This is a genomic window from Streptomyces sp. NPDC048506 (assembly GCF_040651315.1).
In the GTDB taxonomy this organism is placed as follows: Bacteria; Actinomycetota; Actinomycetes; order Streptomycetales; family Streptomycetaceae; genus Streptomyces.
This window is the reverse complement of sequence record NZ_JBEZIX010000024.1, coordinates 106,759-133,758: the sequence shown is the minus strand read 5'-3', so window position 1 is coordinate 133,758 and position 27,000 is coordinate 106,759. Positions and strand designations below refer to the sequence as shown.

At 71.5% G+C, this 27,000-nt stretch carries 24 protein-coding genes and 5 pseudogenes; 15 read left to right on the top strand and 14 right to left on the bottom strand.

The genetic code is table 11. The annotated features are described in order from the left end of the window. Positions 1-346 precede the first annotated feature (346 nt). Together AB0C96_RS21050 and AB0C96_RS21045 are read right to left on the bottom strand one after the other, a co-directional pair. Entirely contained in the window at positions 347-1,447 is a 1,101-nt protein-coding gene (locus AB0C96_RS21050) for an ionic transporter y4hA (RefSeq protein ID WP_362919180.1), read from the bottom strand. 84 nt (positions 1,448-1,531) lie between these two features. After that, positions 1,532-2,275, bottom strand: a complete 744-nt coding sequence (locus tag AB0C96_RS21045) for a hypothetical protein (RefSeq protein WP_362919179.1) — start codon at positions 2,273-2,275, stop codon at positions 1,532-1,534. A 144-nt stretch (positions 2,276-2,419) separates the two neighbouring features. Between AB0C96_RS21045 and ggt the strand changes: the two genes are divergently transcribed. Then, positions 2,420-4,243 (top strand): gamma-glutamyltransferase, encoded by a 1,824-nt coding sequence (gene ggt, locus AB0C96_RS21040; RefSeq protein ID WP_362919178.1) that lies wholly within the window; start codon positions 2,420-2,422, stop codon positions 4,241-4,243. Between the two features lie 171 nt (positions 4,244-4,414). Then, positions 4,415-5,911, top strand: a complete 1,497-nt coding sequence (locus tag AB0C96_RS21035) for an amidase (RefSeq protein ID WP_362919177.1) — start codon at positions 4,415-4,417, stop codon at positions 5,909-5,911. On the opposite strand, the gene AB0C96_RS21030 is transcribed toward AB0C96_RS21035, so the two are convergent. The 3 genes from AB0C96_RS21030 to AB0C96_RS21020 are packed head-to-tail and all read right to left on the bottom strand — an operon-like array spanning position 5,895 to position 8,433. Further along, positions 5,895-6,449 carry an isochorismatase family protein gene (locus AB0C96_RS21030; protein ID WP_362919176.1) on the bottom strand — a complete coding sequence of 185 codons (555 nt, stop codon included), beginning with the start codon at positions 6,447-6,449 and terminating at the stop codon, positions 5,895-5,897. The genes AB0C96_RS21035 and AB0C96_RS21030 overlap by 17 nt on opposite strands. 38 nt (positions 6,450-6,487) lie before the next feature. Continuing rightward, positions 6,488-8,005 (bottom strand): MFS transporter, encoded by a 1,518-nt coding sequence (locus AB0C96_RS21025; protein WP_362919175.1) that lies wholly within the window; start codon positions 8,003-8,005, stop codon positions 6,488-6,490. Next, positions 8,002-8,433 carry a MarR family transcriptional regulator gene (locus tag AB0C96_RS21020; RefSeq protein ID WP_362919174.1) on the bottom strand — a complete coding sequence of 144 codons (432 nt, stop codon included), beginning with the start codon at positions 8,431-8,433 and terminating at the stop codon, positions 8,002-8,004. The genes AB0C96_RS21025 and AB0C96_RS21020 overlap by 4 nt, the downstream gene beginning before the upstream one ends. A gap of 181 nt (positions 8,434-8,614) precedes the next feature. Here AB0C96_RS21020 and AB0C96_RS21015 point away from each other — a divergent pair, with 181 nt between their 5' ends. Continuing rightward, the gene (locus AB0C96_RS21015) at positions 8,615-9,457 is read left to right on the top strand and encodes a nitrilase-related carbon-nitrogen hydrolase (RefSeq protein ID WP_362919173.1); all 843 of its coding nucleotides are present in this window, start codon (positions 8,615-8,617) and stop codon (positions 9,455-9,457) included. Then, positions 9,454-10,776: an aspartate aminotransferase family protein gene (locus AB0C96_RS21010; protein WP_362919172.1), complete on the top strand. Its 1,323-nt coding sequence runs from the start codon at positions 9,454-9,456 to the stop codon at positions 10,774-10,776. The genes AB0C96_RS21015 and AB0C96_RS21010 overlap by 4 nt, the downstream gene beginning before the upstream one ends. 358 nt (positions 10,777-11,134) lie before the next feature. On the opposite strand, the gene AB0C96_RS21005 is transcribed toward AB0C96_RS21010, so the two are convergent. Then, positions 11,135-12,019 (bottom strand): ABC transporter substrate-binding protein, encoded by an 885-nt coding sequence (locus AB0C96_RS21005; RefSeq protein ID WP_362919171.1) that lies wholly within the window; start codon positions 12,017-12,019, stop codon positions 11,135-11,137. Between the two features lie 295 nt (positions 12,020-12,314). On the opposite strand from AB0C96_RS21005, the gene AB0C96_RS21000 reads away from it, so the two are divergent. From AB0C96_RS21000 to AB0C96_RS20990, 3 genes are all read left to right on the top strand, one after another. Continuing rightward, entirely contained in the window at positions 12,315-12,461 is a 147-nt protein-coding gene (locus AB0C96_RS21000) for a hypothetical protein (RefSeq protein ID WP_362919191.1), read from the top strand. Between the two features lie 134 nt (positions 12,462-12,595). Continuing rightward, positions 12,596-13,987: a dihydropyrimidinase gene (hydA, locus tag AB0C96_RS20995; RefSeq protein ID WP_362919170.1), complete on the top strand. Its 1,392-nt coding sequence runs from the start codon at positions 12,596-12,598 to the stop codon at positions 13,985-13,987. 21 nt (positions 13,988-14,008) lie between these two features. Then, positions 14,009-15,091, top strand: a complete 1,083-nt coding sequence (locus AB0C96_RS20990) for a TIGR03842 family LLM class F420-dependent oxidoreductase (protein ID WP_362919169.1) — start codon at positions 14,009-14,011, stop codon at positions 15,089-15,091. A 261-nt stretch (positions 15,092-15,352) separates the two neighbouring features. On the opposite strand, the gene AB0C96_RS20985 is transcribed toward AB0C96_RS20990, so the two are convergent. Continuing rightward, positions 15,353-16,048 carry a DUF4232 domain-containing protein gene (locus tag AB0C96_RS20985; RefSeq protein ID WP_362919168.1) on the bottom strand — a complete coding sequence of 232 codons (696 nt, stop codon included), beginning with the start codon at positions 16,046-16,048 and terminating at the stop codon, positions 15,353-15,355. 330 nt (positions 16,049-16,378) lie between these two features. Then, positions 16,379-16,525: pseudogene (locus AB0C96_RS20980) on the bottom strand (alpha/beta hydrolase); the annotation flags it as partial. An 89-nt stretch (positions 16,526-16,614) separates the two neighbouring features. Between AB0C96_RS20980 and AB0C96_RS20975 the strand changes: the two are divergent. Further along, positions 16,615-16,796: pseudogene (locus tag AB0C96_RS20975) on the top strand (alpha/beta hydrolase); the annotation flags it as partial. On the opposite strand, the gene AB0C96_RS20970 reads toward AB0C96_RS20975, so the two are convergent. Continuing rightward, positions 16,787-17,206 carry a carboxymuconolactone decarboxylase family protein gene (locus AB0C96_RS20970; RefSeq protein WP_362919187.1) on the bottom strand — a complete coding sequence of 140 codons (420 nt, stop codon included), beginning with the start codon at positions 17,204-17,206 and terminating at the stop codon, positions 16,787-16,789. The pseudogene AB0C96_RS20975 and the gene AB0C96_RS20970 overlap by 10 nt on opposite strands. A 49-nt stretch (positions 17,207-17,255) precedes the next feature. Between AB0C96_RS20970 and AB0C96_RS20965 the strand changes: the two genes are divergently transcribed. The 5 genes and pseudogenes from AB0C96_RS20965 to AB0C96_RS20945 all read left to right on the top strand — a co-directional run. After that, a complete protein-coding gene (locus AB0C96_RS20965; protein ID WP_362919167.1) occupies positions 17,256-17,597 on the top strand; it encodes a GNAT family N-acetyltransferase in 342 nt (113 codons plus the stop codon). Between the two features lie 395 nt (positions 17,598-17,992). Next, entirely contained in the window at positions 17,993-18,241 is a 249-nt protein-coding gene (locus AB0C96_RS20960) for a hypothetical protein (protein ID WP_362919166.1), read from the top strand. Positions 18,242-18,372: 131 nt separating this feature from the next. After that, positions 18,373-18,918 (top strand): VOC family protein, encoded by a 546-nt coding sequence (locus AB0C96_RS20955; RefSeq protein ID WP_362919165.1) that lies wholly within the window; start codon positions 18,373-18,375, stop codon positions 18,916-18,918. Then, positions 18,911-19,714 carry a MerR family transcriptional regulator gene (locus AB0C96_RS20950; RefSeq protein ID WP_362919164.1) on the top strand — a complete coding sequence of 268 codons (804 nt, stop codon included), beginning with the start codon at positions 18,911-18,913 and terminating at the stop codon, positions 19,712-19,714. Before AB0C96_RS20955 ends, AB0C96_RS20950 begins: the two co-directional genes overlap by 8 nt. 117 nt (positions 19,715-19,831) lie before the next feature. Beyond that, positions 19,832-19,945 (top strand): annotated as a pseudogene (locus AB0C96_RS20945) (leucine zipper domain-containing protein); the annotation flags it as partial. Positions 19,946-19,985: 40 nt separating this feature from the next. On the opposite strand, the gene AB0C96_RS20940 reads toward AB0C96_RS20945, so the two are convergent. Next, positions 19,986-20,162 (bottom strand): helix-turn-helix domain-containing protein, encoded by a 177-nt coding sequence (locus tag AB0C96_RS20940; RefSeq protein WP_362919186.1) that lies wholly within the window; start codon positions 20,160-20,162, stop codon positions 19,986-19,988. Positions 20,163-20,269: 107 nt separating this feature from the next. Next, positions 20,270-20,467: pseudogene (locus AB0C96_RS20935) on the bottom strand (AraC family transcriptional regulator); the annotation flags it as partial. Positions 20,468-21,382: 915 nt separating this feature from the next. Between AB0C96_RS20935 and AB0C96_RS20930 the strand changes: the two are divergent. Together AB0C96_RS20930 and AB0C96_RS20925 are read left to right on the top strand one after the other, a co-directional pair. Beyond that, a pseudogene (locus AB0C96_RS20930) lies at positions 21,383-21,664 on the top strand (dihydropyrimidinase); the annotation flags it as partial. Positions 21,665-21,705: 41 nt separating this feature from the next. Next, a complete protein-coding gene (locus tag AB0C96_RS20925; RefSeq protein WP_362919163.1) occupies positions 21,706-22,707 on the top strand; it encodes a TIGR03842 family LLM class F420-dependent oxidoreductase in 1,002 nt (333 codons plus the stop codon). A gap of 13 nt (positions 22,708-22,720) precedes the next feature. On the opposite strand, the gene AB0C96_RS20920 is transcribed toward AB0C96_RS20925, so the two are convergent. The 3 genes from AB0C96_RS20920 to AB0C96_RS20910 form a co-directional block, all read right to left on the bottom strand. Continuing rightward, the gene (locus tag AB0C96_RS20920) at positions 22,721-23,785 is read right to left on the bottom strand and encodes a biotin/lipoate A/B protein ligase family protein (protein ID WP_362919162.1); all 1,065 of its coding nucleotides are present in this window, start codon (positions 23,783-23,785) and stop codon (positions 22,721-22,723) included. Between the two features lie 183 nt (positions 23,786-23,968). Further along, the gene (locus tag AB0C96_RS20915; RefSeq protein ID WP_362919161.1) at positions 23,969-25,342 is read right to left on the bottom strand and encodes a deoxyribodipyrimidine photo-lyase; all 1,374 of its coding nucleotides are present in this window, start codon (positions 25,340-25,342) and stop codon (positions 23,969-23,971) included. Positions 25,343-25,441: 99 nt separating this feature from the next. Then, positions 25,442-26,968 carry an SDR family oxidoreductase gene (locus tag AB0C96_RS20910; protein WP_362919160.1) on the bottom strand — a complete coding sequence of 509 codons (1,527 nt, stop codon included), beginning with the start codon at positions 26,966-26,968 and terminating at the stop codon, positions 25,442-25,444. Between the last annotated feature and the right edge of the window lie 32 nt (positions 26,969-27,000).

Here is a 27,000-nt window from a genome sequence, read left to right as displayed (position 1 = left end):
GGCTGGGTGTCCGGACTGCTTCGCTTTACGTCCGGACACCCAGCCCCTCCGGCCCCCACCCTCCCGTGGGTGGGAAGGAAGAAGGCCGGTGGGGGCGCGCACGAGTGGTCCCCTGCCCGCAGTGAACTGACGGCGCCAGCCCCCACAAGTAATCCACCCACTCACGGGAGGGGACGGGCCGGAGGGGCAGGGGTGTGGGACGTAAAGCGAAGCAGTCCCACACCCCTGCCCCGGAGGCCCGGCACCGCACCCGACAAACCCACGCCCGCCGCAGGCGCAACGGCGAGACGACACACGGCGGGAAAGCCAACAACGTGGGGGGAGCCGAAAACGTGGGAAGAAAGCCCTACGGGCTAAGCGCCAGCACGATGTACGCCCCCAGTAGCGCCAGGTGGACGCCGCCCTGCAAGGGCGTGGCTCGGCCGGGGATGACCGTCAGGGTGCCGACCATCACGGTCAGCGCGAGCAGCACCATGTGGCTGGCGCCCAGGCCGAGGAGGAGCGGGCCCGGTAGCCAGATCGTGGCGAGGGCGACCACGGGGATGGTCAGGCCGATGCTGGCCATGGCCGAGCCGAGGCCGAGGTTCAGGCTCGTCTGCACGCGGTCGCGGCGGGCCGCGCGGACCGCCGCGATGGTCTCCGGCAGCAGCACCAGCAGGGCGATCACGATGCCCACGACGGACGACGGCAGACCGGCCGCGACCACCCCCGACTCGATGGTCGGCGAGACCGCCTTGGCCAGCCCGACCACCGCGATCAGCGCCAACGCCAGTAGGCCCAGACTGATCAGCGCGGCCCGGGCCGACGGGGGGTCGGCGTGTTCCTCGGCGTCGATCACCTCGCCGGACGAGGTCACGGGCAGGAAGTAGTCCCGGTGCCGGACCGTCTGGGTGGCCACGAACATCCCGTAGAGGATCAGCGAGGCCAGTGCGGCGAAGACCAGCTGCGGAGTGGAGAACTGCGGGCCGGGCGTGAAGGTGGTGAAGGTCGGGAGGACCAGGCTCAGACCGGCCACCGTCGCGACGGTCGCCAGTGCCGCGCCGGTGCCCTCGGCGTTGAAGACGGCCACCTTCCGTTTGAGCGAGCCGACCAGCAGACACAACCCGACGATGCCGTTACAGGTGATCATCACCGCCGCGAAGACGGTGTCCCGGGCCAGCGCCGCGCTCTTGTCGCCGCCGTCGACCATCAGCGTGACGATCAGCGCGACCTCGATGGTGGTCACCGCGACCGCCAGCACCAGCGACCCGAACGGCTCGCCCACCCGGTGCGCGATCACCTCCGCGTGGTGCACCGCGGCCAGCACCGCCCCGGCCAGGAAGTACGACACCAGCAGGACCAAGGGGAACGGCAACGACCGCCCCCAGATCAGGGCCAGCAGCGCGACTGCCAGCACGGGCAGCGCAGTGGTCCAGTGCCGAGCGGTCGAACGAACTCGGGCGATCATGCCTTCGAGCCTTGCAGACCGGCCGGGCGCATGCCCGTCAGGTGCGCCGGTCAGCTGCCGGCGCCGCCCGGCGGCGGGCTGGACTCAGGCCACCGCCCGGTGGCTCTTCGGCTCCGCCGCGGTGATCGCGGCCTTGGTGACGTCGGCCACCACCTCGACGACGTCGGGCCCGTACGCCTGCGAATTGACCACCTTCAGCAGCAGGCAGAACTGGCCGTCGCCACCGTGCTTACGGGCCAGCCGGGTCCGGTTGCGCACCAGGTGGCGGACCGCGGCCCGGTGGGTGACCGGGCGCTGGCCGGCCGCCAGGAACACCGGACGGTCGCCCTCGCCGGCCGTCAGCCGGGCCAGCAGGACGTACTCGACCGCGCCGGGCTCCATCCGGTACGTGGACCCGCCGATCGTGAGGGTGCCCCGGCCGGCACCTGACTCGTCGCCCGGGTGCACCGCGACGCCCGGCAGCAGATTGGCCATGTGGGCCGCAAGCCGGCGGTGCGCGGTGGGGTCGCCGACGCAGAACTCGGTGCGGGCGCCGAAGCCCTGGAGCCCGGTGTCGTGCGGGGCCACCTCGGGGTGCGCACCGCAGTTCTCGACCACCCCGGCCAGGCCCAGCAGCGCCAGCGCGTCATGGCGCGGGATGCTCCAGTGGGCCGAGGAGCTGTCCCGGTGGGTGACCAGGACGCACTCCGAGCCGTCCGGCAGCCCGAAGAAGCTCTGTTCGCGGGTGAGCTTCCGGCGGGCGGCCGCCGATTGCCCTACCCAGCCGGCGGCCAGGCCCACCACGAGGGCCGCGGCCGCGACGGTCAGGAGTAGCAGGGTGTCATCCATGGCCGGGGAGCGTAGCGGCATTCCGGTTGTGCGTTCGAGCCCGGGGTCCGTGGCACCCGATATGCCCTCTGTCGGGGTGCTGTGTGCCCGAGTAGGCTCCGGCCCTTGCCGCCCCCCAGCGCACGCCTTGGAGGAAACCCGGTTATGACCAGAGCCCGACGTCTCACCGTGCTGGGAGCGGCCGCCGCGCTGACCGGCTCCCTGGTGGCGGTCCCGGCCGCCGCCCAGTCCGCCGCGCCCCCGCGGCCCGCCCCCGGCGCCGCCTTAGCCGACCCCGAGAAGACCCCGCTCGCCGTCGGCTACGGCGGTGCCGTCGCCAGCGTCGACGCGGACGCCTCGGCCGCCGGTATCGCGGTGCTCAAGAGGGGCGGCAACGCCGTGGATGCGGCCGTCGCCACCGCCGCCGCCCTCGGCGTCACCGAGCCGTACTCCTCGGGCATCGGAGGCGGCGGCTACTTCGTCTACTACGACGCGAAGTCCCGGACCGTCCGCACCCTCGACGGCCGGGAGACCGCCCCGCGCTCCGCCGGGAAGGACCTCTTCCTGGAGCACGGCAAGCCGATCCCGTTCGACGAGGCGGTCACCAGCGGACTGAGCGTCGGTACCCCCGGCACCCCCGCCACCTGGGACACCGCCCTGCGCCGATGGGGCAGCCGCTCGCTCGGCGAGGTGCTGCGTCCCGCCCAGCGGCTGGCCGCACGCGGCTTCACCGTCGACGCGACCTTCCGCAAGCAGACCGCCGACAACGAAGCGCGGTTCCGCGACTTCCCGGCGACCGCCGCCCTCTTCCTGCCCGGCGGCCGGCTGCCGGTGGTCGGATCGACGCTGAAGAACCCCGATCTGGCCCGCACCTACGAGGAGTTGGCCCGGCACGGCGTCGACGCGCTGTACCGGGGCCGACTGGGCCGGGACGTCGTCCGCACGGTCGACAGGCCGCCGGTACGCCCGGGCGCCCCCCGCAAGGTCCGGCCCGGCGCCCTGACCACCGACGACCTGAGGGCCTACCGGACGCTCAGCCATCCGCCCACCCGTACCACCTACCGCGGCCTCGACGTCTACGGCATCGGGCCGTCCTCCTCCGGCGGCACCACCGTCGCCGAGGCGCTCAACATCCTGGAGAAGAGCGACCTCTCCCGCCTGAGCGAGCAGCAGTACCTGCACCGCTACATCGAGGCCAGCCGGATCGCGTTCGCCGACCGCGGCCGCTGGGTGGGCGACCCGGCCTACGAGGACGTACCGACCAAGGGCCTCACCTCGAAGCGGTTCGCCGCCTCCCGGGAGTGCCTGATCAACGATCACAAGGCGCTGACCAGCCCGCTCGCGCCCGGCGACCCGCGTCACCCGGCGCCCTGCGCCAGCACCGGCCGGGCCGCCCCCACGACGTACGAGGGGGAGAACACCACCCATCTGACCGTCGCCGACAAGTGGGGCAACGTCGTCGCCTACACCCTGACCATCGAGCAGACCGGCGGCAGCGGCATCGTCGTCCCGGGCCGGGGCTTCCTGCTCAACAACGAGCTGACGGACTTCTCCTTCGCGCCCGCCGACCCCGCCGTGCGCGACCCCAATCTGCCGGGCCCGGGCAAGCGGCCCCGCTCGTCGATCTCGCCGACGATCGTACTGCGGCACGGCAGGCCGGTGCTGGCGCTCGGCTCGCCCGGCGGCGCGACCATCATCACGACCGTGCTACAGACCCTGGTCAACCACCTGGACCGCGGGATGCCGCTGGTGGACGCGATCGCGGCGCCCCGCGCCAGCCAGCGCAATGCGGCGGCCACCGAACTCGAACCCGGCCTGTGGAACAGCCCGGTCCGCCGGCAACTGGAGGCGATCGGACACGCGTTCAAGCAGAATCCGGAGATCGGTGCGGCCACCGGCGTCCAGCGGCTGCCGGACGGCCGCTGGCTGGCCGCGGCCGAGAGGGTGCGGCGCGGCGGCGGTTCGGCGATGGTCGTGCACCGGTCGTGACACCCGGTACGGGTGCCGGACGTAACGCCTCCGGCACCTGACAGACCGCTGTGTGCCGTCCGTGTGTCGTCGATGTACCGCTCCGCGCGGCGTCGTTGATGGTCAACGCGGCGACGATTAGCCTCCTGGGACCGTTCGTTCGAATGAGCGGTCCCAGGGAGGGAACGCAGCGTGAGCCTTGACGAGAGCCAGGAGAGCGTGGCCGGAGCCCCGGCCCGGCAGATCGGCGCGGTGGTCGGGGAGTTGGAGGGCCTCGCCCAACAGGCCCGGGCACTGGCGGAGGGGCGGGTGACCTCGACCGAGCTGGTCCGCCGGTCGCTGGAGCGCATCGACGCCACCCAGAGCAGCGTCAACGCCTTCCGGCGGGTACGGAGCGAGGCGGCGCCGGCGGAGGCCGCGGAGGCAGACCGCAGACTGGCCGCGGGGGAGCGGCTGCCGCTGCTCGGGGTGCCGGTCGCGGTCAAGGACGACACCGATGTGGCCGGCGAGCCGACCGCGTTCGGCTGCGCCGGCGACTTCCCGCCCAAGGAGCGCGACGCCGAGGTCGTCCGGCGGCTGCGGGCGGCCGGCGCGATCATCGTCGGCAAGACCAACGCCTGCGAGCTGGGGCAGTGGCCGTTCACCGAGGGACCCGCCTTCGGCAACACCTGCAACCCGTGGAACCTCGCGCACACCCCCGGTGGCTCGTCCGGTGGTTCGGCCGCCGCGGTCGCCGCCGGACTGGTACCGGCCGCGCTCGGCACCGACGGTGCCGGCTCGGTCCGCATCCCGGCCGCCTGGTCCCATCTCGTCGGCATCAAACCCCAGCGCGGCCGGATCTCCACCTGGCCGGACCCCGAGGCCTTCCAGGGGATCACCGGCATCGGCCCGCTGGCCCGTACGGTCGAGGACGCGGCGCTGCTGCTGGACGTGGCGAGCGGCAACCACGAGGGCGATCTGCACCGGCCGCCCGCCATCGCGGCCCGCGAGGCGGCCGGCCGCGACCCGGGGCGGCTGCGGATCGCGCTGTCCTGGAAGCCGGCCACCACCTTCACCCGCAAGCCGCTCCACCCCGACGTGCGGGCCGCGGTGACCGGGGTGGCCCGCACCCTGGTCCGCCTGGGCCACTTCGTCGAGGAGGCGGAGCCGGACTACGGGCTGGTCGGGCTGGCCTTCCTCCCGCGCGCCACGGCCGGGGTGGGGGAGTGGGCGGCCCGGGTGCCCGACCCCGCCCTGCTGGACCCCCGCACCCGGGGCGCGGCGCGGATGGGACGACTGCTCGGCGGGCCCGTGCTGCGCCGCGCCCGTGTCGTCGAGCGCCGCCAACAGCAGCGGGTCGGCGCCCTGTTCGGGCCCTACGACGTGCTGCTGACGCCGACCACCGCCACCCCGCCGCCGCGCATCGGCACCCTCGCCAAGCTCAACGGCTGGCAGACCGACCGCGCGATGATCGCCGCCTGCCCGTACGCCTGGCCGTGGAACGTCCTCGGCTGGCCGGGCGTGAGCGTCCCCGCCGGCTTCAGCCGCGACGGCCTGCCGCTGGGCGCCCAACTCCTCGGCCCGGCCCACGGGGAGCCGCGGCTGATCTCGTTGGCCGCCCAGCTCCAGGACGACCTGCGCTGGCACGAACGACGGCCGGCCGGCCACCCGGCGCCGCCGGACGGGGCCGGTGTCAGCCGAGGAGCGTGAGGATCGCCTCGGTGGTGTCCGTCTCGCCCAGCCGCGGGAAGATCCTCTCCAGGCTGTTGCGGTGCGCGGCCTCGTCCAGGTCGGTCACCGCGTCGGTGGCGACGGTGACGTGGTAGCCGTGCTCGTGCGCGGCGCGGGCGGTGGACTCCACGCCGATGCTGGTGGCGATGCCGCCCAGGACGATCTGGGTGACGCCCCGGCGGCGCAGCTCCAGGTCGAGGTTGGTCCCGTGGAAGGCGCCCCACTGCTGCTTGGTGACCGTGATGTCGCCGGGCTGCCGGTCGAGTTCGGGCACCAGCTCCGCCCAGTCGGCGGGCGGGGTGTAGGCGCCCAGCGCGGTCTCCGTACGGCCCGGTGCGCCGCCGGTGACGTTCACCAGGACGACGGGCAGGGAGCGCGCGCGGAATGCCGCGGCCAGCCGGGCGCCGCGCGCGATGACCTCGGCGGAGGTCAGGGGAGCGCCGGGCAGACCGGTGATGCCCTTCTGAAGGTCGATCAGGACCAGGGCGCTGGTGGGGTCGAGGACGGTGGCGGGCATGGGTGCTCCTTGTGGGGTGGTCGTGATGACGGGTCGGGTTACGGCTCTTGACGGGCGCGCAACGAGCGGTCGGCGACGGTGAGGACGATCAGCAGCAGACCCAGGACCGCACCGATCACGGCGATCCCGTGCAGCCCCGGCGTCGAGGCGCGCTGCTCGTACAGCAGCCCGATGAGGCTGGAGGCGGTGATCGCGCCGAGGTACTGGGCGGTGCGCTGTAGTCCGGCGGCCTGGCCCACGCCGTCGGCCGGGGCCTGGGCGTGGACGGCGGCCTGATTGCCGGTGGACGCCAGCCCCTGCGGGATGCCGAAGAGCGCGCCGGCGCACAGCAACGCGAGCAGTGGGCTGGAGCCCTCCAGCAGGAGGAGGACCGCGCTGCCGCCGGCGAGACAGGCGGCGGCGACGGTGAGCGGGGCCCGGATGCCCCGTGTCCGGGCCCCGGCGATCGAGCAGAAGGCGGCCGCGCCGGACATCGGCAGCATGATCAGGCCGGCGTGGAAGGACGAGTATCCGTGCACCTGCTCCAGCCACTGGCTGAAGCCGTAGAGCACGCAGTAGATGACCAGGTACGTGAGTCCCTGCCGCAGATAGGTGCGGACCAGCGCGCCGTTGCGGGCGAGCATCCGCAGGTCGAGGAAGGGGGCGGGGTGCCGCAGCTGCCACCGGACCAGCGCGGCGGTGAGCGCGCCGGCGAGCGCCAGCAGCGGCCACTGCGGGGCGTCGAGCCTCAGCAGGAAGAACATCGTGCAGGTGAGCGCGGCAGCGAACAGCCCGATACCCAGCGGGTCGAGGGAGCCGGTGGCGGGCCCGGGGGCGCTCCCGGTGCGTCCGGTGTTCGGATCGCGGCGCCCGGCTGCCCGCTCCGCTCCGGCGTCGTCGTCGGCCGTCCGCCTCCGGTCGGGCGGGAGCCAGGCGACCGCGCCGAGCAGGGCCAGCGCCGCCAGCGGGAGATTGACCGCGAACACCGCGCGCCAGCCCGCGGTCGCGGCCAGGAATCCGCCGAGGGTGGGGCCGATGGCCGCGCTGCCCAGTGCGGCCAGTGAGAGCCGTCCGAGGACGCGCCGGGGCGTGGGTCGCCCGAACCGCCGCGACTGCGCGCGCAGGATCGCCATCGCCGCCGGATAGGCGGCCGCGGTACCGATGCCGAGGACGACGCGGGAGACGATCAGCAGGGTGAAGGTGGATGCCAGTGCGCCGATGAGGCCCGCGACGCAGACGGTGAGCGCGCCGGCGAGGAAGACCCGGCGCGGTCCGACCCGGTCGGCGAGCCGGCCCAGTGCCGGCTGTCCCACCGCGCTGGCGAGGTACATCGCGGAGATCAGCCAGGCGGTGTCCGCGGCACCGACGTGGAAGTCCTGGCCGATGGCCACCAGGGCGGTGGCGATCATCGTCGAGTTGATGGGGTTGAGCAGCGAGCCGAGCAGCAACGGCGTCATCAGCCGGGCGCTGAACGCGCGGTCGGCGCCCGCGGGTTCACCGGGGCGCTCCGGTGTCCCGGCGTCCGTCCGGGGAAGGGCCCGCTCCGGGGAGGCCGGTGGGCCCGGCGCGTCGCTCATTCCTGCACCAGTCGGCGCATCAGCCCGGCCGCTTCGGCCAGGGTCCGCTGTTCCTCCGGCGTGAGCCGCTCGGCGATGGCCACCGCGAGCCAGTTCTGCTTGGCCCGCCGTACGGTTTCGATCGTCCGGCGGCCGTGCTCGGTGAGCGAGAAGACGACCTGACGGCCGTCCGTCGGGTGCGGGCTGCGGGCGAGTATCCCGCGCTCCTCCAGTGAGCCGACGGTGACCCCCATGGACTGCGGGCGCACCAACTCGGCGCGGGCCAGCGCCGCGATGGTGGCCGGCCCGTCGTTGATGATCCGGCCGAGCACCGAGCGCTGGGTCGGGGTGAGCTCGCCCTGGGGCGACGCGGCGCGCAGGCGACGCATGAGCTGTCCACCGGCGGCACCGAGCTCCGCCGCCAGGCGTTCCTGGTCCTTGTCCGGCATGTCTCCATGCTAGAAGTTCGACAGGCAAACTTGCAAGTTTGCCTGCTCAAACCCCGGTCGTGCCGTGGACGCGCCACGGGAGAGATGGTCTTGCCACGGTCCGTGACGGGGCTTACGGTCACCTCCACACGCGTAGATCCCGCGTGGGCTGCAGGCTCAGGCATCGACAAAGGAGCAGCTCATGGCCGATGTTGTGCGTGCCGCACTGGTCCAGGCCAGCTGGACCGGCGACACCGAATCGATGATCGCGAAGCATGAGGAGTACGCCAGGGCCGCGGCCGCGCAGGGCGCGCAGGTGATCGGCTTCCAAGAGGTCTTCAACGCCCCGTACTTCTGCCAGGTCCAGGAGCCGGAGCACTACCGCTGGGCCGAGCCGGTGCCCGACGGCCCGACCGTACGGCGCATGCAGGACCTCGCCCGCGAGACCGGCATGGTCATCGTCGTCCCGGTCTTCGAGATCGAGCAGTCCGGCTTCTACTACAACACCGCGGCCGTCATCGACGCCGACGGCACGGTCCTAGGCAAGTACCGCAAGCACCACATCCCGCAGGTCAAGGGCTTCTGGGAGAAGTACTACTTCAAGCCGGGGAACGCCGGCTGGCCGGTCTTCGACACCGCCGTCGGCAAGATCGGCGTCTACATCTGCTACGACCGTCACTTCCCCGAGGGCTGGCGGCAGTTGGGCCTCAACGGCGCCCAACTCGTCTACAACCCCTCCGCCACCTCCCGCGGGCTGTCCGCCTATCTGTGGCAGCTGGAGCAGCCCGCGGCGGCCGTCGCCAACGAGTACTTCATCGCGGCGATCAACCGGGTCGGCGTCGAGGAGTACGGCGACAACGACTTCTACGGCACCAGCTACTTCGTCGACCCCCGCGGCCAGTTCGTCGGCGGCGTCGCCAGCGACTCCAAGGAGGAACTGGTCGTCCGCGACCTCGACTTCGGGCTGATCGACGAGGTGCGCCGGCAGTGGGCGTTCTACCGCGACCGTCGTCCCGACGCGTACGAAGGGCTGGTGCGGCCGTGACCCACTCCGTCCACGAAGGGCCGAGCCTGCACGCCCGCCACCAGGCGGTCCTGCCCTCCTGGCTCACCCTCTACTACGACCGGCCGATCGAGCTCACCCACGGCGAGGGCCGGTACGTCTGGGACGCCGAGGGCAACCGCTACCTCGACTTCTTCGGCGGCATCCTCACCACCATGACGGCGCACGCGCTGCCCGAGGTCACCAAGGCCGTCAGCGAGCAGGCCGGCCGGATCATCCACACCTCGACGCTCTACCTCTCCCGCCCCATGGTGGACCTGGCGGAGCGGATCGCGGCGCTCTCCGGCATCCCCGACGCCCGGGTCTTCTTCACCACCTCCGGCACCGAGGCCAACGACGCCGCCCTTCTGCTGGCCACCACCTACCGCCGCTCCAACCAGGTCCTGGCGATGCGCAACAGCTACCACGGCCGGTCGTTCTCCACCGTCGGCATCACCGGCAACCAGAGTTGGTCCCCCACCAGCCTGTCCCCCCTCCAGACGCTCTACGTCCACGGCGGGGTGCGCACCCGCGGGCCGTACGCGGAGCTGAACGACCGGGACTACATCGCGGCCTGCGTCGCCGACCTGGAGGACATGCTCCAGCAGACCGCGGGCGGGGTCGCCGCGCTGATCGCCGAGCCGATCCAGGGCGTCGGCGGCTTCACCCTGCCGCCGGACGGCCTCTACGCCGCGTTCCGCGAGGTGCTCGCCCGGCACGGCATCCTCTGGATCAGCGACGAGGTGCAGACCGGCTGGGGCCGCACCGGCGACCACTTCTGGGGCTGGCAGGCGCATGCCGACAGCGGGCCGCCGGACCTGCTCACCTTCGCGAAGGGCATCGGCAACGGCATGTCCATCGGCGGGGTGGTGGCCCGCGCCGAGGTGATGAACTCGCTCACCGCGAACTCCATCTCCACGTTCGGCGGCAGCCCGGTCACCATGGCCGCGGGCCTGGCCAACCTCAACTACCTCCTCGAACACGACCTCCAGGGCAATGCCCGGCGGGTCGGCGGCCTGCTCATCGAGCGGCTCCGGGCGGTCACGGCCGGCCTCGACGTGGTGCGCGAGGTACGCGGTCGGGGCCTGATGATCGGGCTCGAACTGGTCCGCCCCGGCACCGACGAACGCTCCCCGGAGGCCGCCGCGCTGGTCGTGGAGGCCGCCCGTGAGCGCGGCCTGCTGGTGGGCAAGGGTGGCCAGGGCGGCGCCTCGCTCCGCATCGCGCCCCCGATGACCCTGACCGTCGCCGAGGCCGAACAGGGCGCCGACCTGCTCGCCGACTCGCTCCGGGCGGCCCAGCGGACGCTGTCCGGGACGTAGCGGACGGCGCCCACCTCTCCACGGGCGGGGCAGCGGCCGCTGCCCCGCCCGTCCCCTGTGCCCGGGCGGCCTCGGGCCGCGCCGAACCACGCCTCCGCGGGCGCGGACAGTTCCCGCAGGTACCAGGGGAGGTTGCGATAGACGTGCAGCAGGGTGTGGGCGAGCGCGCAGGGGCGGGGCCGTCGGGAGCGGGGCCACGGACTCCCGAAGGTGGGGGGTGGGATCGGGAGCGGAGGGTCAGAGGTGTGTCCGGTCTCCGTCGAGGGGCCCGGTCGCGAGCTCCGTCACGGGTTCCGTCGCGGGTTCCGTCACGGGTTCCGTCGTGGGTTCTTCGCGGTTTCCGTCTCGGGGTGGGCGGCTACGCCTGCGCCGCGGCCGCCCGCACGGCGTCCGCCACCACGGTGAAGAACCGGGTGTGCGCACGCCGGCTGCACGGCGCCTCCGGGTTCCACGGCAGTACCCGGGCCCGGGCCTCGATCGCCCGCCAGTGCGCGTCGGCCCGCAGTTCCGCGGGGCGGGCGGCATTGGCCCGTACGTCCATCAGCACGACGTCCGGGGCCAGCTCCGCGGCCTCCGCCCAGCCGACCGTGGACCAGTTCACGCCGGCCCCGGCGGCCGGCTCCAGCAGGTCGACGCCGTGCTCGGCCAGCGCGCGCAGATCCGGCCAGGAACTGGGGCGGGCCAGGTGCACCCGCTCCGGACCCGCGGGCGACAGCGCCAGCACCCGGGGCCGTACGGCACCCCCGGTCGCATGCCGCAAGGCGTCCTCGGCGCTGTCCAACTCCCGTGCCCGGCCCAGTGGTTCGCCCTGGCCGAGCGAACCGGCCAGCGCCGCGAACCGCTCGCGGACCTCGGCCAGGCTGCGGCCCGGTCCCACCGCCACGGTGGCGACCGGGACGTGCACCTCCAGTTCCAGCGCGGTCTTCGGCTCCAGCCCGTAGAGGTGTTCGCCGTCGTAGGTCACCGCCACCACCAGGTCCGGCTCCGCCTCCAGCAGGGAGTCGGGGTGCAGCGCGGCGCCCGAGCCGAGGTAGGGGATCTCCCCGAGCGGCAGTTCACCGCCCTTGGCGGGGTCGGGGGCGGCCCCGTCGTGCTGGGAACCGAAGAGCCCCACCGGCCGTATTCCGTGGTCCCACAGCGTTGCCCCCGCCTGTATGTAGGCGACGATCCGCGACGGTCGGTTCCCGGCCACCACCAGGCGTCCCCGGTCGTCGGAGAACTCCCACGGTGTGTGTTGTTCCATGACTACCTGTCGCCCTTCCGTGTCGTCCGTCAAGAAGGTGTCACCGGAGAAGGGTGCCCCCGGTGTCGGCGGATATCTGCCCATCGCGCTGCTCGCGCACCCCTCCGGTGCGCGCCGGACCCCGTCCGGCCCGGCGTTGAACCGCCCGGCTGATCGTCGGCGCAACACACGCGCCCCCGCTCATTCATCGTCACGGTATTGCCACGGTGGGTGACATGCTTCTACGGTGTCTCCTTCTCGACCGGAATCTACGGGTGTAGACCAGCTGTGACGTGGCGTCAGGTAGGGAGCTGAGATGGTGAGCCGTACGGTCGTCCAGGGCGGGCTCGTGATCACCGCCGCCGATGAGAGGCACGTCGATGTCCTGGTGGAGGACGGCCGGATCGCCGCCCTCGCCGCGCACGGCAGTCCGACCGCCGAGGGTTGGCGCACCGCCGCGTGAGGTGCGTGGCCGGCGAGGACAGTGGTTCGGTGACTGCCGCCGCTCACGCACCACCGCTCGGACGGTCAGACGATGGTGGAGTGTCCGGCCGTCCGGTTTTTCCTTCGAATGCGATGTGAAGGGACTTCTTGGGAATGACTCGGACTCTCATTACCGGCGGCCTTGTCATCACTGCCGCTGAGGAGATGCATGCAGATGTGCTGGTCGAAAATGGTCGCGTCGAGGCAGTGGCGACACCGGGGAGCCAGCAGTGGACCGCCGATCGAATCATCGACGCTTCGCAAAAGTATGTGATCCCGGGTGGGGTCGACGCGCACACGCATATGGAGTTGCCTTTCGGCGGCACCTTCGCGTCGGACACTTTCGAGACCGGCACGAAGGCGGCGGCGTGGGGCGGGACGACGACCATCATCGATTTCGCGGTGCAGTCCAAGGGTGCTGCGCTGCGGTCGGGGTTGGACGCCTGGCACGCGAAGGCCGACGGCAACTGCGCAATCGATTACGCCTTCCACATGATTGTGTCCGACGTAAACGAGTCGACGCTCAAGGAAATGGACGGACTCGTCGCCGAAGGTGTGAGCTCGTTCAAATTGTTCATGGCGTATCCCGGAGTCTTCTACTCCGACGACGGGCAGATCCTGCGCGCCATGCAGCGAGCCGCCGAGAACGGTGGCCTCATCATGATGCACGCCGAGAACGGCATCGCGATCGATGTGCTCGTGCAGCAGGCGCTGGCGCGAGGTGAGACCGACCCGCGCTATCACGGAGAGGTCAGGAAGGCGCTCCTGGAGGCTGAGGCGACGCATCGCGCGATCAAGCTGGCTCAGGTCGCCGGGGCGCCGCTGTACGTCGTGCACGTGTCGGCGCAGGAAGCCCTCGCCGAGCTGGCGCGGGCCCGCCACGACGGCCTGCCGGTGTTCGGCGAGACCTGCCCTCAGTACCTGTTCCTGTCGACGGACAACCTCGCCGAGCCGGACTTCGAGGGCGCGAAGTACGTGTGCAGCACGCCGCTTCGGCCGCGCGAGCACCAGGCGGCGCTCTGGCGCGGCCTGCGCACGAACGATCTCCAGGTGGTGTCGACGGACCACTGCCCGTTCTGCTTCTCCGGGCAGAAGGAGCTTGGTCGCGGCGACTTCTCCAAGATCCCCAACGGGATGCCCGGTGTCGAGAACCGTATGGACCTGCTGCACCAGGCGGTCGTCGACGGCCGTATCTCCCGCCGCCGCTGGATTGAGATCGCCTGCGCGACACCGGCCCGGATGTTCGGCCTGTACCCGAAGAAGGGCACGATCGCGCCGGGCTGCGACGCCGACATCGTGATCTACGACCCGCACGCCGAGCAGACCATCTCGGCGACCACCCACCACATGAACGTCGACTACTCGGCCTACGAGGGCAAGCACCTGACCGGACGGGTGGAGTCGGTCCTGTCGCGCGGCGAACTCGTCATCACCGAGCGGGAGTTCACCGGCCATGCCGGACACGGCGCGTACACCCCGCGCGGCACCTGCCAGTACCTGAACTGAGGAACCAAGGAGGGGAACACCATGGACTTCGGACTCGTTCTGCAGACCGACCCGCCGGCCTCCGAGGTCGTCAGCCTCATGAAGCGCGCGGAGGCCGGAGGTTTCACGTACGGCTGGACCTTCGACTCGTGCGTGCTGTGGCAGGAACCGTTCGTCATCTACAGCCGCATCCTGGCCGAGACGAGCCGCCTCATGGTCGGCCCGATGGTCACGAACCCGGGCACCCGCACCTGGGAGGTCACGGCCTCCACCTTCGCCACTCTCAACGACATGTACGGCAACCGCACCGTGTGCGGGATCGGCCGCGGCGACTCCGCGATGCGGGTGGCGGGCCGCAGGCCCAACACGCTCGCGCGGATCGGCGATGCCATGAAGGCCATCCGGGCGCTCGGCCGCGGCGACGAGGCAGACCTCGGCGGCGGCACGATGGTGAGGTTCCCCTGGGTACGGGAAGGCGCCCAACTACCGGTCTGGATGGCCGCGTACGGTCCGAAGGCGCTCAAGATGGCGGGCGAGGAGGCTGATGGCTTCATCCTTCAGCTTGCCGACCCGTTCCTCACGGAGTGGATGGTAAAGGCGGTACGCGCAGCGGCAGTTGCGGCAGGCCGTGCTCCGTCCTCTGTCAAGATCTGTGTCGCGGCCCCCGCCTACGTCACCGAGGATGACTCACCCGAGGCGCTCGCCCAGGCGCGCGAACAGTGCCGCTGGTTCGGTGGCATGGTTGGCAACCATGTAGCCGACCTGGTGTCCAGGTACGGTATGGACTCCGGAGTGGTCCCGCAGGAGCTCACGGACTACATCAAGGCTCGCGAGGGCTACGACTATGCCCACCACGGCCGCACCGGCAACCCCGACACCGAGTTCGTTCCCGACGAGATCGTGGACCGCTTCTGCCTCGTCGGTTCAACGTCCGCGCACGTCGAAAAGCTGCGGAGGCTGCGGAAGCTGGGCGTCGACCAGTTTGCGCTGTACGCCATGCACGACGCGAAGGAAGCAGTGATCGACGCGTACGCGAGTGCTGTTATTCCCGTGATGAACGCACGACCGTCGGATCAGCACCAGCCAACCAGGCCACGGCAGGACCAGGCCACTACACCCGCGTAACCGGGTTTCCCGACCTCTGGACGCCGAACCGCATGGGTAGCCCGTCACCGTCGAACCATGGCCCGTGCCGGCCGCAGAAGACCAAGCTGCTGCTCTCCCTCAAGCTCAACCCGAGGGCGGTCGACCTCGTTCCGGGGTTCACCCGGAACGTAAGGGGGGTGAGCCACCACGGTTCCGGCCCGGACCGCCGGGGAGCCGCACTGGCTCTACCGACCGGCCGGCGGCACATCCCGGGGTGACGCGTCACCGGCCGGCGGGCCGTCAGAAGTCGTACGGCTTCTTGGTGTTCCAGTTCAGCACGTCGGCCTCGTTCCAGCGGAACTGCGGCTTGTCGCCCTGGAGGTCGACGGAGTAGAAGGGGCCGTCGTGTCCGTCCGCGCCGCGCAGCGCGAGGGCGAACGACTGCGCCGTGTGGTGCTTCGAGCCGTAGTCGAAGAGGTTCACCGCGCTGTATGCCTTGCCGCCGGGCTGGAGCGTGATGTGCTTGTCGCCGCCCGGGTTGTCCTTCTTCGAGTGCGGCAGTGCGGCGCCGTCGACGTCGCCGAGCTTCACGGCCGGGTACGAGGTGACCCAGCAGGGCTTGGTGCCCTTGTTCGACGCGGTCACCAGCAGGTGGTCGCCCTGCTGCCCGGCGAACCGGTGCACCGCGGTGAGCAGCATCTCGTCGCCGCGGCACTGTCGGGCGCCGGCCGTTGTGCCGTTGCCCGCGGCCTTGTCCGTGCCGCCCGAGGCGGTCGTCGAGCGTGCGCCCTGCTTGGTGCCACCGCCGCTGGTGGCCTGCTCCGCGCCGTCCTTGCCGTCCCCGTTGGACGCGGACTGGCTCTGCGCGCTGCCGGCGGCGTTGTCGCCGCCCGCCGCCTTCGCGCCGCTGTCGGCGCCGCCGCAGGCGGTCAGGCCCAGCGCCAGCGCGGCGGTGACGGCGGCCAGGGTGGCGGTGCGAATCCGGGAAGTACGCATGATCGGGGTCCCCCTGTGTTTCGTGCGGGAGTTTCTTTGGCCGTTCCCGCGGTGTGGGCACTACTTTTCCCGGGGCCACTAATGTTCCGGAAACGCCTCACTCACGTCCCGCAAGCAAACCGCGTGCGAACGGGGGAGGGGCCGCCGATCTGCTGCTGCACCTGACCGAGTGGCCGCAGTTCAGCCACATCGACCTCCATCGACTCCGCCGGTGTCCGGGCCAGCCTGGCCGACGGTCTACCGGCGATTCGCCCAGTGGAGCCGGGACCGGGTCTGGGCCAGGCTCCACCGTGTCCGGCCGCAGGCCCGTCGGGCGGGCCTGCGGCGGGGTCACTTCCCCAGGAAGGCGAGGAGCGCGGTGTTGACCTCTGCCGCGTGGGTCCACAGCAGGCCGTGCGGGGCGCCCTCGATCTCCACGTAGTCGGCGGACGGAAGCGCCTTGTGGAACGGCCGCGCGGTTCCCTCGACGGGCAGGATGCCACTCGCTCCCGGCATGGCAGTGAACCCGTTCCCGACCGCCCGGCAGCGCAGCGCCAATCACCATGACACCAACAGGGAGTTGCGCCTTGTCCCGTTCCGACAGCCCGACCGTCGTCCTGGTCCACGGTGCCTTCGCCGACGCCTCCAGCTTCGCCCGCGTCATTCCGGACCTGATCGCCCGCGGCCTGGACGTGGTGGCGCCGCGGTGCCCAACCGCAGCCTGCTCGGCGACTTCGCCTACATTGCCTCGATCGTCCGTCAGATAGAGGACCGACTGTCAGGGGATGCTGTGACGCGGTGCTTGCTCAGGATGGAGACCCGGTTGAACGCGTTGATGGTGATCGCCACCCAGATCACCGCGGAGATCTCGTCGTCGAGGACCTGGCGGGCGTTCTCGTAGGCGCGTTCCTGCGCGACGGCGTTCGCGGGTTCGGTGGTTGCCTCCGCCAGGGCGAGCGCCGCTTGCTCCCGTTCCGTGAACAGTTCAGTGTCGCGCCACGCGGCCAACACGCCCAGACGCTGGGAGGTCTCGCCGGCGCGCAACGCGGCCCTGGTGTGCACGTTGAGGCAGTAGGCGCAGCCGTTGAGCTGTGACACACGGAGGTTGATCAGCTCTACCAAGCTACGGTCCAGCCCCGCCTCGGCGGCGACCGCCTTCCCGCTCCCGCCCTTCCGAATGCCACCATCGCGCCGCGCAAGAACCCGACGCACCACTGAAAGGCTCACGATGACAGAGCTCGCCGCCGCTCCTACCGTCCAGCGGGTCGACGCCAAGCACCGGTACGAAATCCTGGTCGACGGCAAAACCGCCGGCCTCACCGCGTACCGCGACCACGATGACCAGCGCGTCTTCTACCACACCGAAATCGACGACGCCTTCGCCGGGCAGGGCCTGGCCTCGCTCCTCGTCCAGCAGGCCCTGAGCGACGTACGCGCCTGTGGGAAACGCGTCGTACCGGTCTGCCCCTACGTGGCGAAGTTCCTCAAGAGGCACGACGAATTCGCAGGCGTAGCCGACCCCGTGACCCCCGAAGTCCTGCGGTGGCTGCAGACCGTGCTGGCGCAGTGACCTCCGCGCCACCACCTGCTCCCCGGGGATTCCGGTCCAACGGCCACACCGGAGGAAGAGTTGAGGGGCGGATCGGCGCGCCGAGCTCCGGAGCTCGCGCCGGCCAGCGACCGCAACGGCCCCGCACGGCGTGCCGGGTTGGCTGATCGGCCGCCGGCCGCGCCGTATCCACGCATGGCGCTGCGAGGACACGGGTGATGCGCCCAGAGACAAAGGACGCCCATCGGTCGACCCTACGGTGGCCCAGGAGCCGGGGAGTACGAAGGCCGTCCGGAATTCGTGACCCGCAAGGGCCTCGCCTGCCGCGTGATGGCACAGCCGGAAGCTGTTGGGGCCGTTCCACCAGGGCTGGCCGCCGCCATCCTCCTCGGACAGCACGCCAGCAACTGGTCGGCGTGATTCGCACGTACATCGACAGGCGCCTCGACGACCCCGATCTGTCCGCGGAACGCATCGCCGGGGCGCACCAGATCTCGGTGCGCTATCTGCACCGTCTCTTCGAGGACGAGGAAGCCACCGTGGGCAGGCTGATCCTGCTCCGCCGGGTCGAGGAATGCGCCCGGGAGCTCGCGCGGCGCGGACGGGTGAGCTCCTCCATCTCCGTGGTGGCGTCCCGCTGGGATCCTGGCGATCACATCGGCTGAGCCCATCGGACTCGTCGGTGCCGACACATCCCATGTGGCGGGCCCAACCGACTAGTTGTACCCGGCCGGAGGTTGGTACATCTGCTCCCGGGGTTGACCCTCACGTTGCGTGAGAGTGGACGATGCGGTGCATGAGTGACTTCTTCAACGCGTTTGAGATGAGTCCCGTGCCCACCCCGGGGCCGGATGCGGTTGCGCCGGAGCCGTTTCGTGGCATCTATGGAATGCCGGCGTTCGTGACGATTCCGACGTCCGATCTGGCCGCGTCCACGGACTTCTGGGTGCGAGGGCTCGGCTTCTTCGAGTTGTTCAGCATTCCCGGCCAGGTGGTACACCTGCGCCGGTGGGCGTTCCAGGACGTGTTGCTCGTCCCAGCAGAGGGTGGTTCCGCGCAGACACCGGTGCCGGCGATGAGCGTGAGTTTCTCGTGCGTCCTGAGCGAGGTCGATCAGCTCGTCGAGGCGTGTCGTGGACTCGTTGCCGACAGCGTTACCGGCCCGCGTGATACTCCGTGGAACACTCGCGACGTTGAAGTGATCACGCCCGAGCGGGCGCGGGTCGTGTTCACCGCGGCGAAGCGCCTCGTTCCCGGCAGCCGGGAGGCGCGCGATCTCGAATCGGTCGGGATCGTCGCCCCGAAATCAACGGGTGAAGGCGACAATGGCGTTCATGACTGATCCCGAGCTCGACGGCGGTCGCACGGTGAGCGTGGCTGCCGAGCTCCTGGGGGTGACCGTCCGCACGTTGCACCACTGGGACGAGATCGGCCTGGCGTCGCCATCTGTCCGCACCACGGCCGGGTACCGCCGCTACACCGACATGGACCTACAGCGACTGCATCGGATCGTCGCCTATCGAGAGATCGGCCTCGGATTGGATGCGATCCGCGGGGTTCTCGACGACGCGACCACCGAGATCGGCGCCACCTTGCGTGAGCAACGCTCCCAGCTCGCCGAGCGGATCCACGACCTGCAACAGCTCGACGAACGCCTGGAACGGATGGCTGAGGCACACGAACGCGGAATCCTCCTGAGCGACGAAGAGCAGTCGGCGACGTTCGGCCCGGGCTGGGACCCGCGCGGATCGGAGCAGGCCCGCGTTGTCTGGGGAGACTCCCCGCAGTGGGCGCAGTTCGCCGAACGCTCCGCTTCCCGCACGCGCAAACAGTGGCGGTCTCTCTCCGAGGCGATGTCCACGCTCCAGCGTGATCTGGGCGATGCGTTGGACCAGGGCGTCGCTCCGGGCAGTCCGGAGGCGAACGTGCTCGTCGAGCGCCACCGCAAGCTCTTCTCGAACTTCTTCCCGCTCACGCGGCAGATGCAGGTGTGTCTGGGGCGAATGTACGAGTCCGACCCGGGCTTCGCGGCGCACTACGACGGCGTTCGTGCCGGGCTGGCCTCCTGGTTCCGGCAGATCGTCGACGAAGCCGCTCGCGCTCACGGAATCGACCCCGACACGGCGACCTGGCAGTAGTGGCCCCGCACCCACGTCGGCTCTCTCCGCTCGATCGCACTCGTTCGCGGTCGGCGGTCGTCTGTCATGCCCCGAACGGGCACGCCAGACACTTCTTGAAGCACGCGGAGGTCCCCCTTGCCCCACGGCAATGCTCGCCTGACAATTCACGGCAGGCGGTTGATCATCCAACGCTCCCGCGCGGGTTGGAAACAGGCGCACATCGCCGCGGCGATGGGGGTCTCTCGTCGGTGACACCCGCGCAAACACCGGCCTTGATCTGTGGAACCGGTCAGCAGTTCGCGTTCCCGGCCGTGCCTGGGGACGGCCGGGGACGGTCGTCCCGCCAGTCGCTGGGCGACACGCCGTACGCCGCGCGGAAGCTGTGGCTGAAGTGTGTGGCGTTCGCGAACCCCCAACGCCTCGCCACCGCGGATACCGGGGTGTCGTTCCGCCCGGGGCGGGCCAGCTCCCGCCGGGCCTCCTCCAGACGGCGGTGCTGGATCCATCGGTGAGCGCGAGGGCGCGACGCGGTACACGCACCAGATGAAGTTCGAAATCCTCGGACTCGTGGAGCACGAAGGGCTCCCCTCCGTCACAGACGAAGAGGTCGTCGGGTCCGCAGACCCCGGCGCTCTCCCGGCGTACGAGAGTTGCCCGGCCGGAGGTGTGCATGCCCAGCAGCAGACAAGCCTCGGGAGCGTCGTCGTCACGGTCGCAAACGTAGGACTGTGCCGCTCCCCGCACCGTACTCACCTGGAGGAAGCCGAGCATGCGGGCATCTGTCGGTCCGGCGGAACGGGCGCCGTCGCCGCAGATGCGTCCGACGGCGGCGCAGCCGACGCGGGTAGCGGTGGGTGCGGGTGTTCGGCTCATACGGCCCCCTGGTCGAAGCGTTGGTGCGAAGCCGGCACGGCTCCGGCATCGGGGTCCTCACACGGAGAGCGGGCCCACTGCCTTCACCTTGACGTGATCGCGGTACGGGGAGGTCGAGGCCGGGCGATCGTTGCAGCGAGGGACAAGAGCCGTGCAGCGTGGGACAACGCGCCGGTGTCAGGGTGCTCCTGGGGACGGAGGCAGGAGGAGACGTGAGGTGCAGTCCGGGCGACACGGCACTGGTCGGTCGGCAGCGCGAGTGCGGGCTGTTGGAGCGGTCCCTGGACCAAGTACGGTCCGCGGCAGACGGCTCGGCGACGGTGTTGAGGGGCGACGCCGGCATCGGGAAGACGGCATTGCCGGACTGGACGGCCACGCGCGCCGCGCAGAACGGCTCCACCGTCCTGCGGGCGGGGGGAAGCGAGGCGGAGTCCGGCGTCGCCTCCGGAGCCCTGCACCAGGTGCTCACCGCGCCGCCGTCCCGTGCCGCTGCCAGGAGGTCCAGGCCGGACCGCTCGAAGATGCGGTATGGGCGGAGATCACGAAGATTCTCGGAGACCAGGAGAGACTCAAGCGGCTCGCCGAAGAATGGTTGGGCGACGTACCGAACAGGACCGAGGCGTATCGTGAGCGCATCGCTGATTTGGATTTCCAGATCGAAGAGACCCGTCGCATGCGCAAGAAGAAACCCGTCGCACTCGCAGCGGTGGTGGCTGCCGATGAAGGCGACGACACCGCAACGGAAGCGGACCTCCAAGCGGCCATCGCGGAGGTGAAGCAGGAGATCAGGGGGAAGCCGCGTGTTCTGATTCCGCCTGCGCAGCCCCGGCGCGGATGTTCGGCCTGCGCCCGAAGAAGGGCACCATCGCCCCCGGCGCCGACGCCGACCCCGTCGTCCACGACCCCACCGCCGAGCAGACCGTCTCCGCCGAGACCCACCACATGAACGTCGACTACTCGGCGTACGAGGGCAAACGGCTCACCGGTCGGGTCGAAACGGTGCTCTCCCGAGGCTAACTCGCCGTCGACCGGCGGAAGTTCACCGGGCGCGCGGGACACGGTCAGCACATCCCGCGCGACACCTGCCAGTACCTCGTCCAAGGACCTCTGCCCCGTACCACTGTGAAGGAGCCGTCGTGGACTTCGGACTTGTTCTTCAGGCCGACCCGCCCGCTTCCGCCGTCGTGTCCCTGATGCGCCGCGCCGAACGGAACGGCTTCCGCTACGGCTGGACCTTCGACTCCGTCGTCCTGTGGCAGGAGCCGTTCGTCATCTACAGCCGCGTCCTGGAACACACCGACCGCCTGATCGTCGGCCCGATGGTCACCAACCCCTCCACCCGCACCCCCGAGGTCACCGCCTCCACCTTCGCCACCCTCAACGAGATGTACGGCAACCGCACCGTCTGCGGCATCGGCCGCGGCGACTCCGCGATGCGGGTGGCCGGGCGGCCGCCCAACACCCTGGCCCGGCTCGGCGAGGCGATCGGCGCCATCCGCGACCTGGCCGAGGGCCGGGAGGCCGAGGTCGGCGGACACCGCATCCGGATCCCCTGGATCAAGAACGGCAGGCTGCCGGTGTGGATGGCCGCGTACGGCCCCAAGGCCCTCGCCATGGCAGGGCAGTTGGCCGACGGCTTCATCCTCCAGCTCGCCGATCCGTTCCTCACCGAATGGATGGTCAAGGCCGTACGGAAGGCCGCGGTGGACGCCGGACGGGACCCCGCCGCCGTCACGATCTGTGTGGCCGCCCCCGCCTACGTGGGCGACGACCTCGACCACGCCCGCCAGCAGTGCCGCTGGTTCGGCGGCATGGTCGGCAACCACGTCGCCGACCTGGTCGCCCGCTACGGCGAGCACTCCGGCATGGTCCCCGACGAACTGACCGACTACATCAAGGCCCGCACCGGGTACGACTACTCCCACCACGGCCGGGCGGACAACCCCGACACCACCTTCGTACCGGACGCCATCGTCGACCGCTTCTGCCTGCTCGGCCCGGTCGCCGCGCACATCGACAAGCTCCGGCGGCTCAAGGCGCTGGGCGTGGACCAGTTCGCGGTCTACGCCATGCACGACGCCAAGGAGTCCACCATCGACGCCTACGGAGCAGAGGTCATCCCCGCGTTCGCCGACTAGGGGATGCGCGTGGTCAGGGGATGCGCGCGGTCCACTCGTCGTTCTCGTACTTGGTCCGGACGAGGTCGCGGGCGCGCGCCAGCTCCTCGTCGGTGACCCGGCCACGGGTGAGGCCGTAGCGGGCGCGGAAGGAATCGATCATCTTGTCGATGACGGTTTCGCGGGGCAGGCCGGTCTGCCGGCGCAGCGGGTCGACGCGCTTCTTGGCGCTCCGGGTGCCCTTGTCGGAGAGCTTCTCCTTGCCGATGCGCAGCACGTCGACCATCTTGTCGGCGTCGATGTCGTAGGACATCGTCACGTGGTGCAGGACTCCGCCGGGCCCACCGTCCGGTCCCACCATGCGCTTCTGCGCGGCGCCCGCGACCTTCCCGACCTCGGTGGCGATGTCGTTGAGCGGCTGGTACCACGCCTTGATGCCCATGTCGCCGAGCGCGGTCAGCACCCATGCGTCGAGGTAGGCGTAGCTGTCGGCGAACGAGAGGCCGGACACCAGCGCCTCGGGTACGGCGAGGGAGTAGGTGATGGTGCTGTGCGGCTCGGCGAACATGGCGCCGCCACCGGAGATCCGCCGCACCACGGTCACGCCGTGGCGGGCGGTGGCGTCGAGGTCGACTTCGTTGCGCAGGGACTGGAAGCTGCCGATGATGACCGCGGGCGCGTCCCACTCCCAGACCCGGAGGGTGGGCGGGCGCCGGCCGGCGGCCACCTCGGCGGTGATGACCTCGTCGAGCGCCATGTGGAGGGCCGGCGACTGGGGCGGCTCGTGGATGAGCTCCCACGCGTAGTCGTGCCAGTCGGTCGCCCGGGCGAGGGCGCGGCGCACCGCGACGGCGACGCTTTCGGCGGTGAATCCGAACAGCACGGCCGACGGGGGCAGCGCGGCGTTGATGCGGGCGGTCAGGCCGGCGGTGTCGGTGTCGACGGGCGCGTTCTCCAGCGCGGCGTCGATCCGCAGGATGGCCTCGTCCGGTTCGAGGAAGAAGTCGCCCGCGACCCGTACGTTCGTCAGGCGCCCGGCCGTGACGTCGAGGTCGACGACCACGAGCTTGCCCCCGGGGACCTTGTACTCACCGTGCACTGCGCTACCTCCGGGCCCGGGCGGCGGTCGTCTCCACGACGGCTGCTCCCCTGTGCTGCGACTGCTGTTCCGCTCTCTCGGCTCTCTCGGCTCTCTCCGCTCTTCCCACGCTAACCCGGCGCGGCGACCCGCCGGCGTGTGGTGCGGCGACGGACGGCACACCACGGACGGCGCCGTCCGGCCTCAGCCGCCGCCCCGGGCCCGTCGGAAGCGGGCGAGACCGTCGGAGAGGTCGACGAGGGGGTCCGGGTAGTCGAACGCGGCGCGGGCGCGCGGGGCGAGCTTCCATGGCTCGTGGACGGCGCGGCCGGCCAGGCCGGCGAGCTCCGGCACCCAGCGGCGGACGTACTCCCCTTCCGGGTCGTACCGCTTGGCCTGTGTCACCGGATTGAGGACCCGGTTGGGGCGGGTGTCCGTGCCCGTCCCGGCCACCCACTGCCAGTTGAGCTGGTTGTTGACGATGTCGCCGTCCACCAGGAGCTGGAGGAAGTGATGGGCGCCGATCCGCCAGTCCACGTAGAGCGTCTTGGTCAGGAAGCTCGCGGCGAGCAGCCGTCCGCGGTTGTGCATCCAGCCCTCGGCCAGCAACTGGCGCATCGCGGCGTCGACGACCGGATAGCCGGTGCGGCCCTCCTTCCACGCCGCGATCTCGTCGGCCGCGGACTCCTCGGACCGCCACCGGTCGTGACGGGTGCGGTAGTCGGTGGTGGCGGTGTCCGGCCGGGCGGCGGCCACCTGGTGGTGGAAGTCCCGCCAGGCCAGTTGCCGGACGAACGCCTCGCTCCCCGGACCACCGGCCCGGCGCGCCCGGCCGACGACCTCGACCGGTGAGAGCGCGCCGAAGTGCAGATGCGCCGAGAGCCGGGAGGTGGCGTCGCCGGCCAGGTCGTCGTGCCGGTCCGGGTAGTCCGCGAGCCCGTCGCGCAGCCATGCGGCGAGCCGCCTGCGACCCTCCTCTTCGCCGCCGGTGGCCAGTCGGCGCGACACGCCCGAGACCGACCGCCGGCCGGGGACCGCCTCCGAGGCGACGCGCCGGGGCACCCGCACCACCCGTGGCGCGGCCAGCACGTCGCGCAGCCGCTCCTGCGTCCAGCGGCGGAAGTACGGCGTGAAGACGGCGTAGTGGTCCGAGGCCTGCGGGGTGACGGCGCCCGGCGCGACCGCGGTGATCACCGCGTCATGGACGTACAGGCGACACCCCCGCGACGCCAGCGCCCTCCGCAGCCGCTCCTCGCGCCGGTACGCGTACCGCGTGACGCCGGCCGCCATGTGCACCGCGTCCGCGTCCGCCTCGGCGACCACCGCACACACCTGCTCGACGACGTCACCGCGCCGGACGACCAGGCGCCCGCCGCGCCTGCGCAGACCCGCGTCCAGGTCCGTCAGGCAGTCCGCCAGGAACGCCTGCCGGTTGGGCACGACGAAGCCCGTGGCGTCGATGCCGGAGTCGCGTACGAACAGCGGCACCACCTCGTCGGAGGAGGTGAGCGCCGCGTGCAGCGGCGGGTGGTCGTGGAGCCGCAGGTCGGAGGTGAACAGGACGACCGAGACGGGCATGGCGTCACTCCTGGACCGGGTCGTGGGCGTCGGGTCGACGAGGGGGAGGGGCGTGGTGGTAACGCCCGCCGACCTCCGGGGGATGCGTGCGGCGGGGCATCAGCGCGGCGCCGCACGCTCTTCGCCGCCGGCCGGGGCGCCCTTGGCGGCGGCCCGGGCCACGTTGCGCGCCATCCCGCCGAACACCACGGCGTGGAACGGCGAAACGCCCCACCAGTAGGCGTGCCCCAGCAGGCCGCGCGGGTGGAACAGCGCCCGCTGCCGGTAGCGGCTGCCGCCGCGCTCGCCCGGCTCGGCGGACATCTCCAGCCAGGCCAGCCCCGGGAGCCGCATCTCGGCGCGCAACCGCAGCAGGCGGCCCGGCTCGATCTCCTCCACCCGCCAGAAGTCGAGCGAGTCGCCCACCCTGAGCCGCTCGGCGTCACGGCGACCGCGCCGCAGCCCGACCCCGCCCACCAGCCGGTCCAGCCAGCCGCGCACCGCCCAGGCGAGCGGGAAGGAGTACCACCCGTTCTCCCCGCCGATGCCCTCGATCACCCGCCACAGCGCCTCCGGGGAGGCGTCGACGGACAGGTCGCGACGGTCGGTGTAGAGGCTGCCGCCGGCCCAGTCCGGGTCGGTGGGCAGCGGGTCGCTGGGCGCACCGGGCACCGACGCCGAGGACCACCGGGTGGTGACCTGGGCGTCCCGCACCCGCTGCAACGCCAAGGAGACCGCCGTGTCGAAGTCCAGCGGAGCGCCCGGCGGGAAGGACACCCGGCGCATGATGTCGTCCTCGTGGCAGACCACTTCGTACCGCAGCGACTCCACCAGCGGGCGGGCGAGGGACCGCGGCACCGGGGTGACCAGACCCACCCAGTGGCTGGAGAGCCGGGGAGTCAGCACCGGCACCGGCACGATCAGCCGGGGCGGCAGCCCGGCGACCGCCGCGTACCGGCGCATCATCTCCCGGTAGGTGAGGACGTCCGGACCGCCGATGTCGAAGGCGCGGTTGACCTCCGGCGGCATGCCGGCGCTCCCGACGAGTGCCCGCAGCACGTCCCGAACGGCGATCGGCTGGATACGGGTGTGCACCCAGCGGGGGGTGACCATCACCGGAAGGCGCTCGGTCAGGTACCGCAGCATCTCGAACGAGGCCGACCCGGAACCGATGATGACCGCCGCCCGCAGCACCGTGGTGGGCACCCCCGAGGACAGCAGGATCCGGGCGACCTCGGCGCGCGACCGCAGGTGCGGTGACAGCTGCCCCTCGGGAACGCCCGCCGGAGTGAGCGCGCCCAGGAACACGATGCGCCGCACGCCCGCGGCCCGCGCCTGCTCGCCGAAGGTCCGCGCCGCCCGCCGGTCGGTCTCCTCGAAGCCGCGCCCGGTGCCCAGCGCGTGCACCAGGTAGTACGCGACGTCGACCCCGCGCAGCGCCGCGCGCACCGCGCCGGCGTCGGCGACGTCACCCTGGACGACCTCGGCGTCGCCGGCCCAGGGATGGTCGCGCAGCGCGGCTGGGGACCGGGCCAGACAGCGCACCCGGTGCCCTTCGGCCAGCAGCTCCGGGACCAGGCGCCCGCCGATGTAGCCGGTGGCGCCGGTCACCAGGCAGTGCAGACCCCGCGCGGCGTCGCCGCTCATGGCCGTCTCCCTCCGTCCTCGATCCGGTCCCC

Coding starts and splice junctions, on each gene's coding strand:
- AB0C96_RS20990 (WP_362919169.1), top strand. CDS start 14,009: ATGGACTTCGGACTCGTTCTGCAGACCGACCCGCCGGCCTCCGAGGTC.
- AB0C96_RS20950 (WP_362919164.1), top strand. CDS start 18,911: ATGACTGATCCCGAGCTCGACGGCGGTCGCACGGTGAGCGTGGCTGCC.
- AB0C96_RS21020 (WP_362919174.1), bottom strand. CDS start 8,433: ATGCCGGACAAGGACCAGGAACGCCTGGCGGCGGAGCTCGGTGCCGCC.
- AB0C96_RS20955 (WP_362919165.1), top strand. CDS start 18,373: ATGAGTGACTTCTTCAACGCGTTTGAGATGAGTCCCGTGCCCACCCCG.
- AB0C96_RS21015 (WP_362919173.1), top strand. CDS start 8,615: ATGGCCGATGTTGTGCGTGCCGCACTGGTCCAGGCCAGCTGGACCGGC.
- AB0C96_RS21050 (WP_362919180.1), bottom strand. CDS start 1,447: ATGATCGCCCGAGTTCGTTCGACCGCTCGGCACTGGACCACTGCGCTG.
- AB0C96_RS21005 (WP_362919171.1), bottom strand. CDS start 12,019: ATGGAACAACACACACCGTGGGAGTTCTCCGACGACCGGGGACGCCTG.
- AB0C96_RS21000 (WP_362919191.1), top strand. CDS start 12,315: ATGGTGAGCCGTACGGTCGTCCAGGGCGGGCTCGTGATCACCGCCGCC.
- AB0C96_RS20985 (WP_362919168.1), bottom strand. CDS start 16,048: ATGCGTACTTCCCGGATTCGCACCGCCACCCTGGCCGCCGTCACCGCC.
- ggt (WP_362919178.1), top strand. CDS start 2,420: ATGACCAGAGCCCGACGTCTCACCGTGCTGGGAGCGGCCGCCGCGCTG.
- hydA (WP_362919170.1), top strand. CDS start 12,596: ATGACTCGGACTCTCATTACCGGCGGCCTTGTCATCACTGCCGCTGAG.
- AB0C96_RS20910 (WP_362919160.1), bottom strand. CDS start 26,968: ATGAGCGGCGACGCCGCGCGGGGTCTGCACTGCCTGGTGACCGGCGCC.
- AB0C96_RS21025 (WP_362919175.1), bottom strand. CDS start 8,005: ATGAGCGACGCGCCGGGCCCACCGGCCTCCCCGGAGCGGGCCCTTCCC.
- AB0C96_RS21045 (WP_362919179.1), bottom strand. CDS start 2,275: ATGGATGACACCCTGCTACTCCTGACCGTCGCGGCCGCGGCCCTCGTG.
- AB0C96_RS20915 (WP_362919161.1), bottom strand. CDS start 25,342: ATGCCCGTCTCGGTCGTCCTGTTCACCTCCGACCTGCGGCTCCACGAC.
- AB0C96_RS20965 (WP_362919167.1), top strand. CDS start 17,256: ATGACAGAGCTCGCCGCCGCTCCTACCGTCCAGCGGGTCGACGCCAAG.
- AB0C96_RS21030 (WP_362919176.1), bottom strand. CDS start 6,449: ATGCCCGCCACCGTCCTCGACCCCACCAGCGCCCTGGTCCTGATCGAC.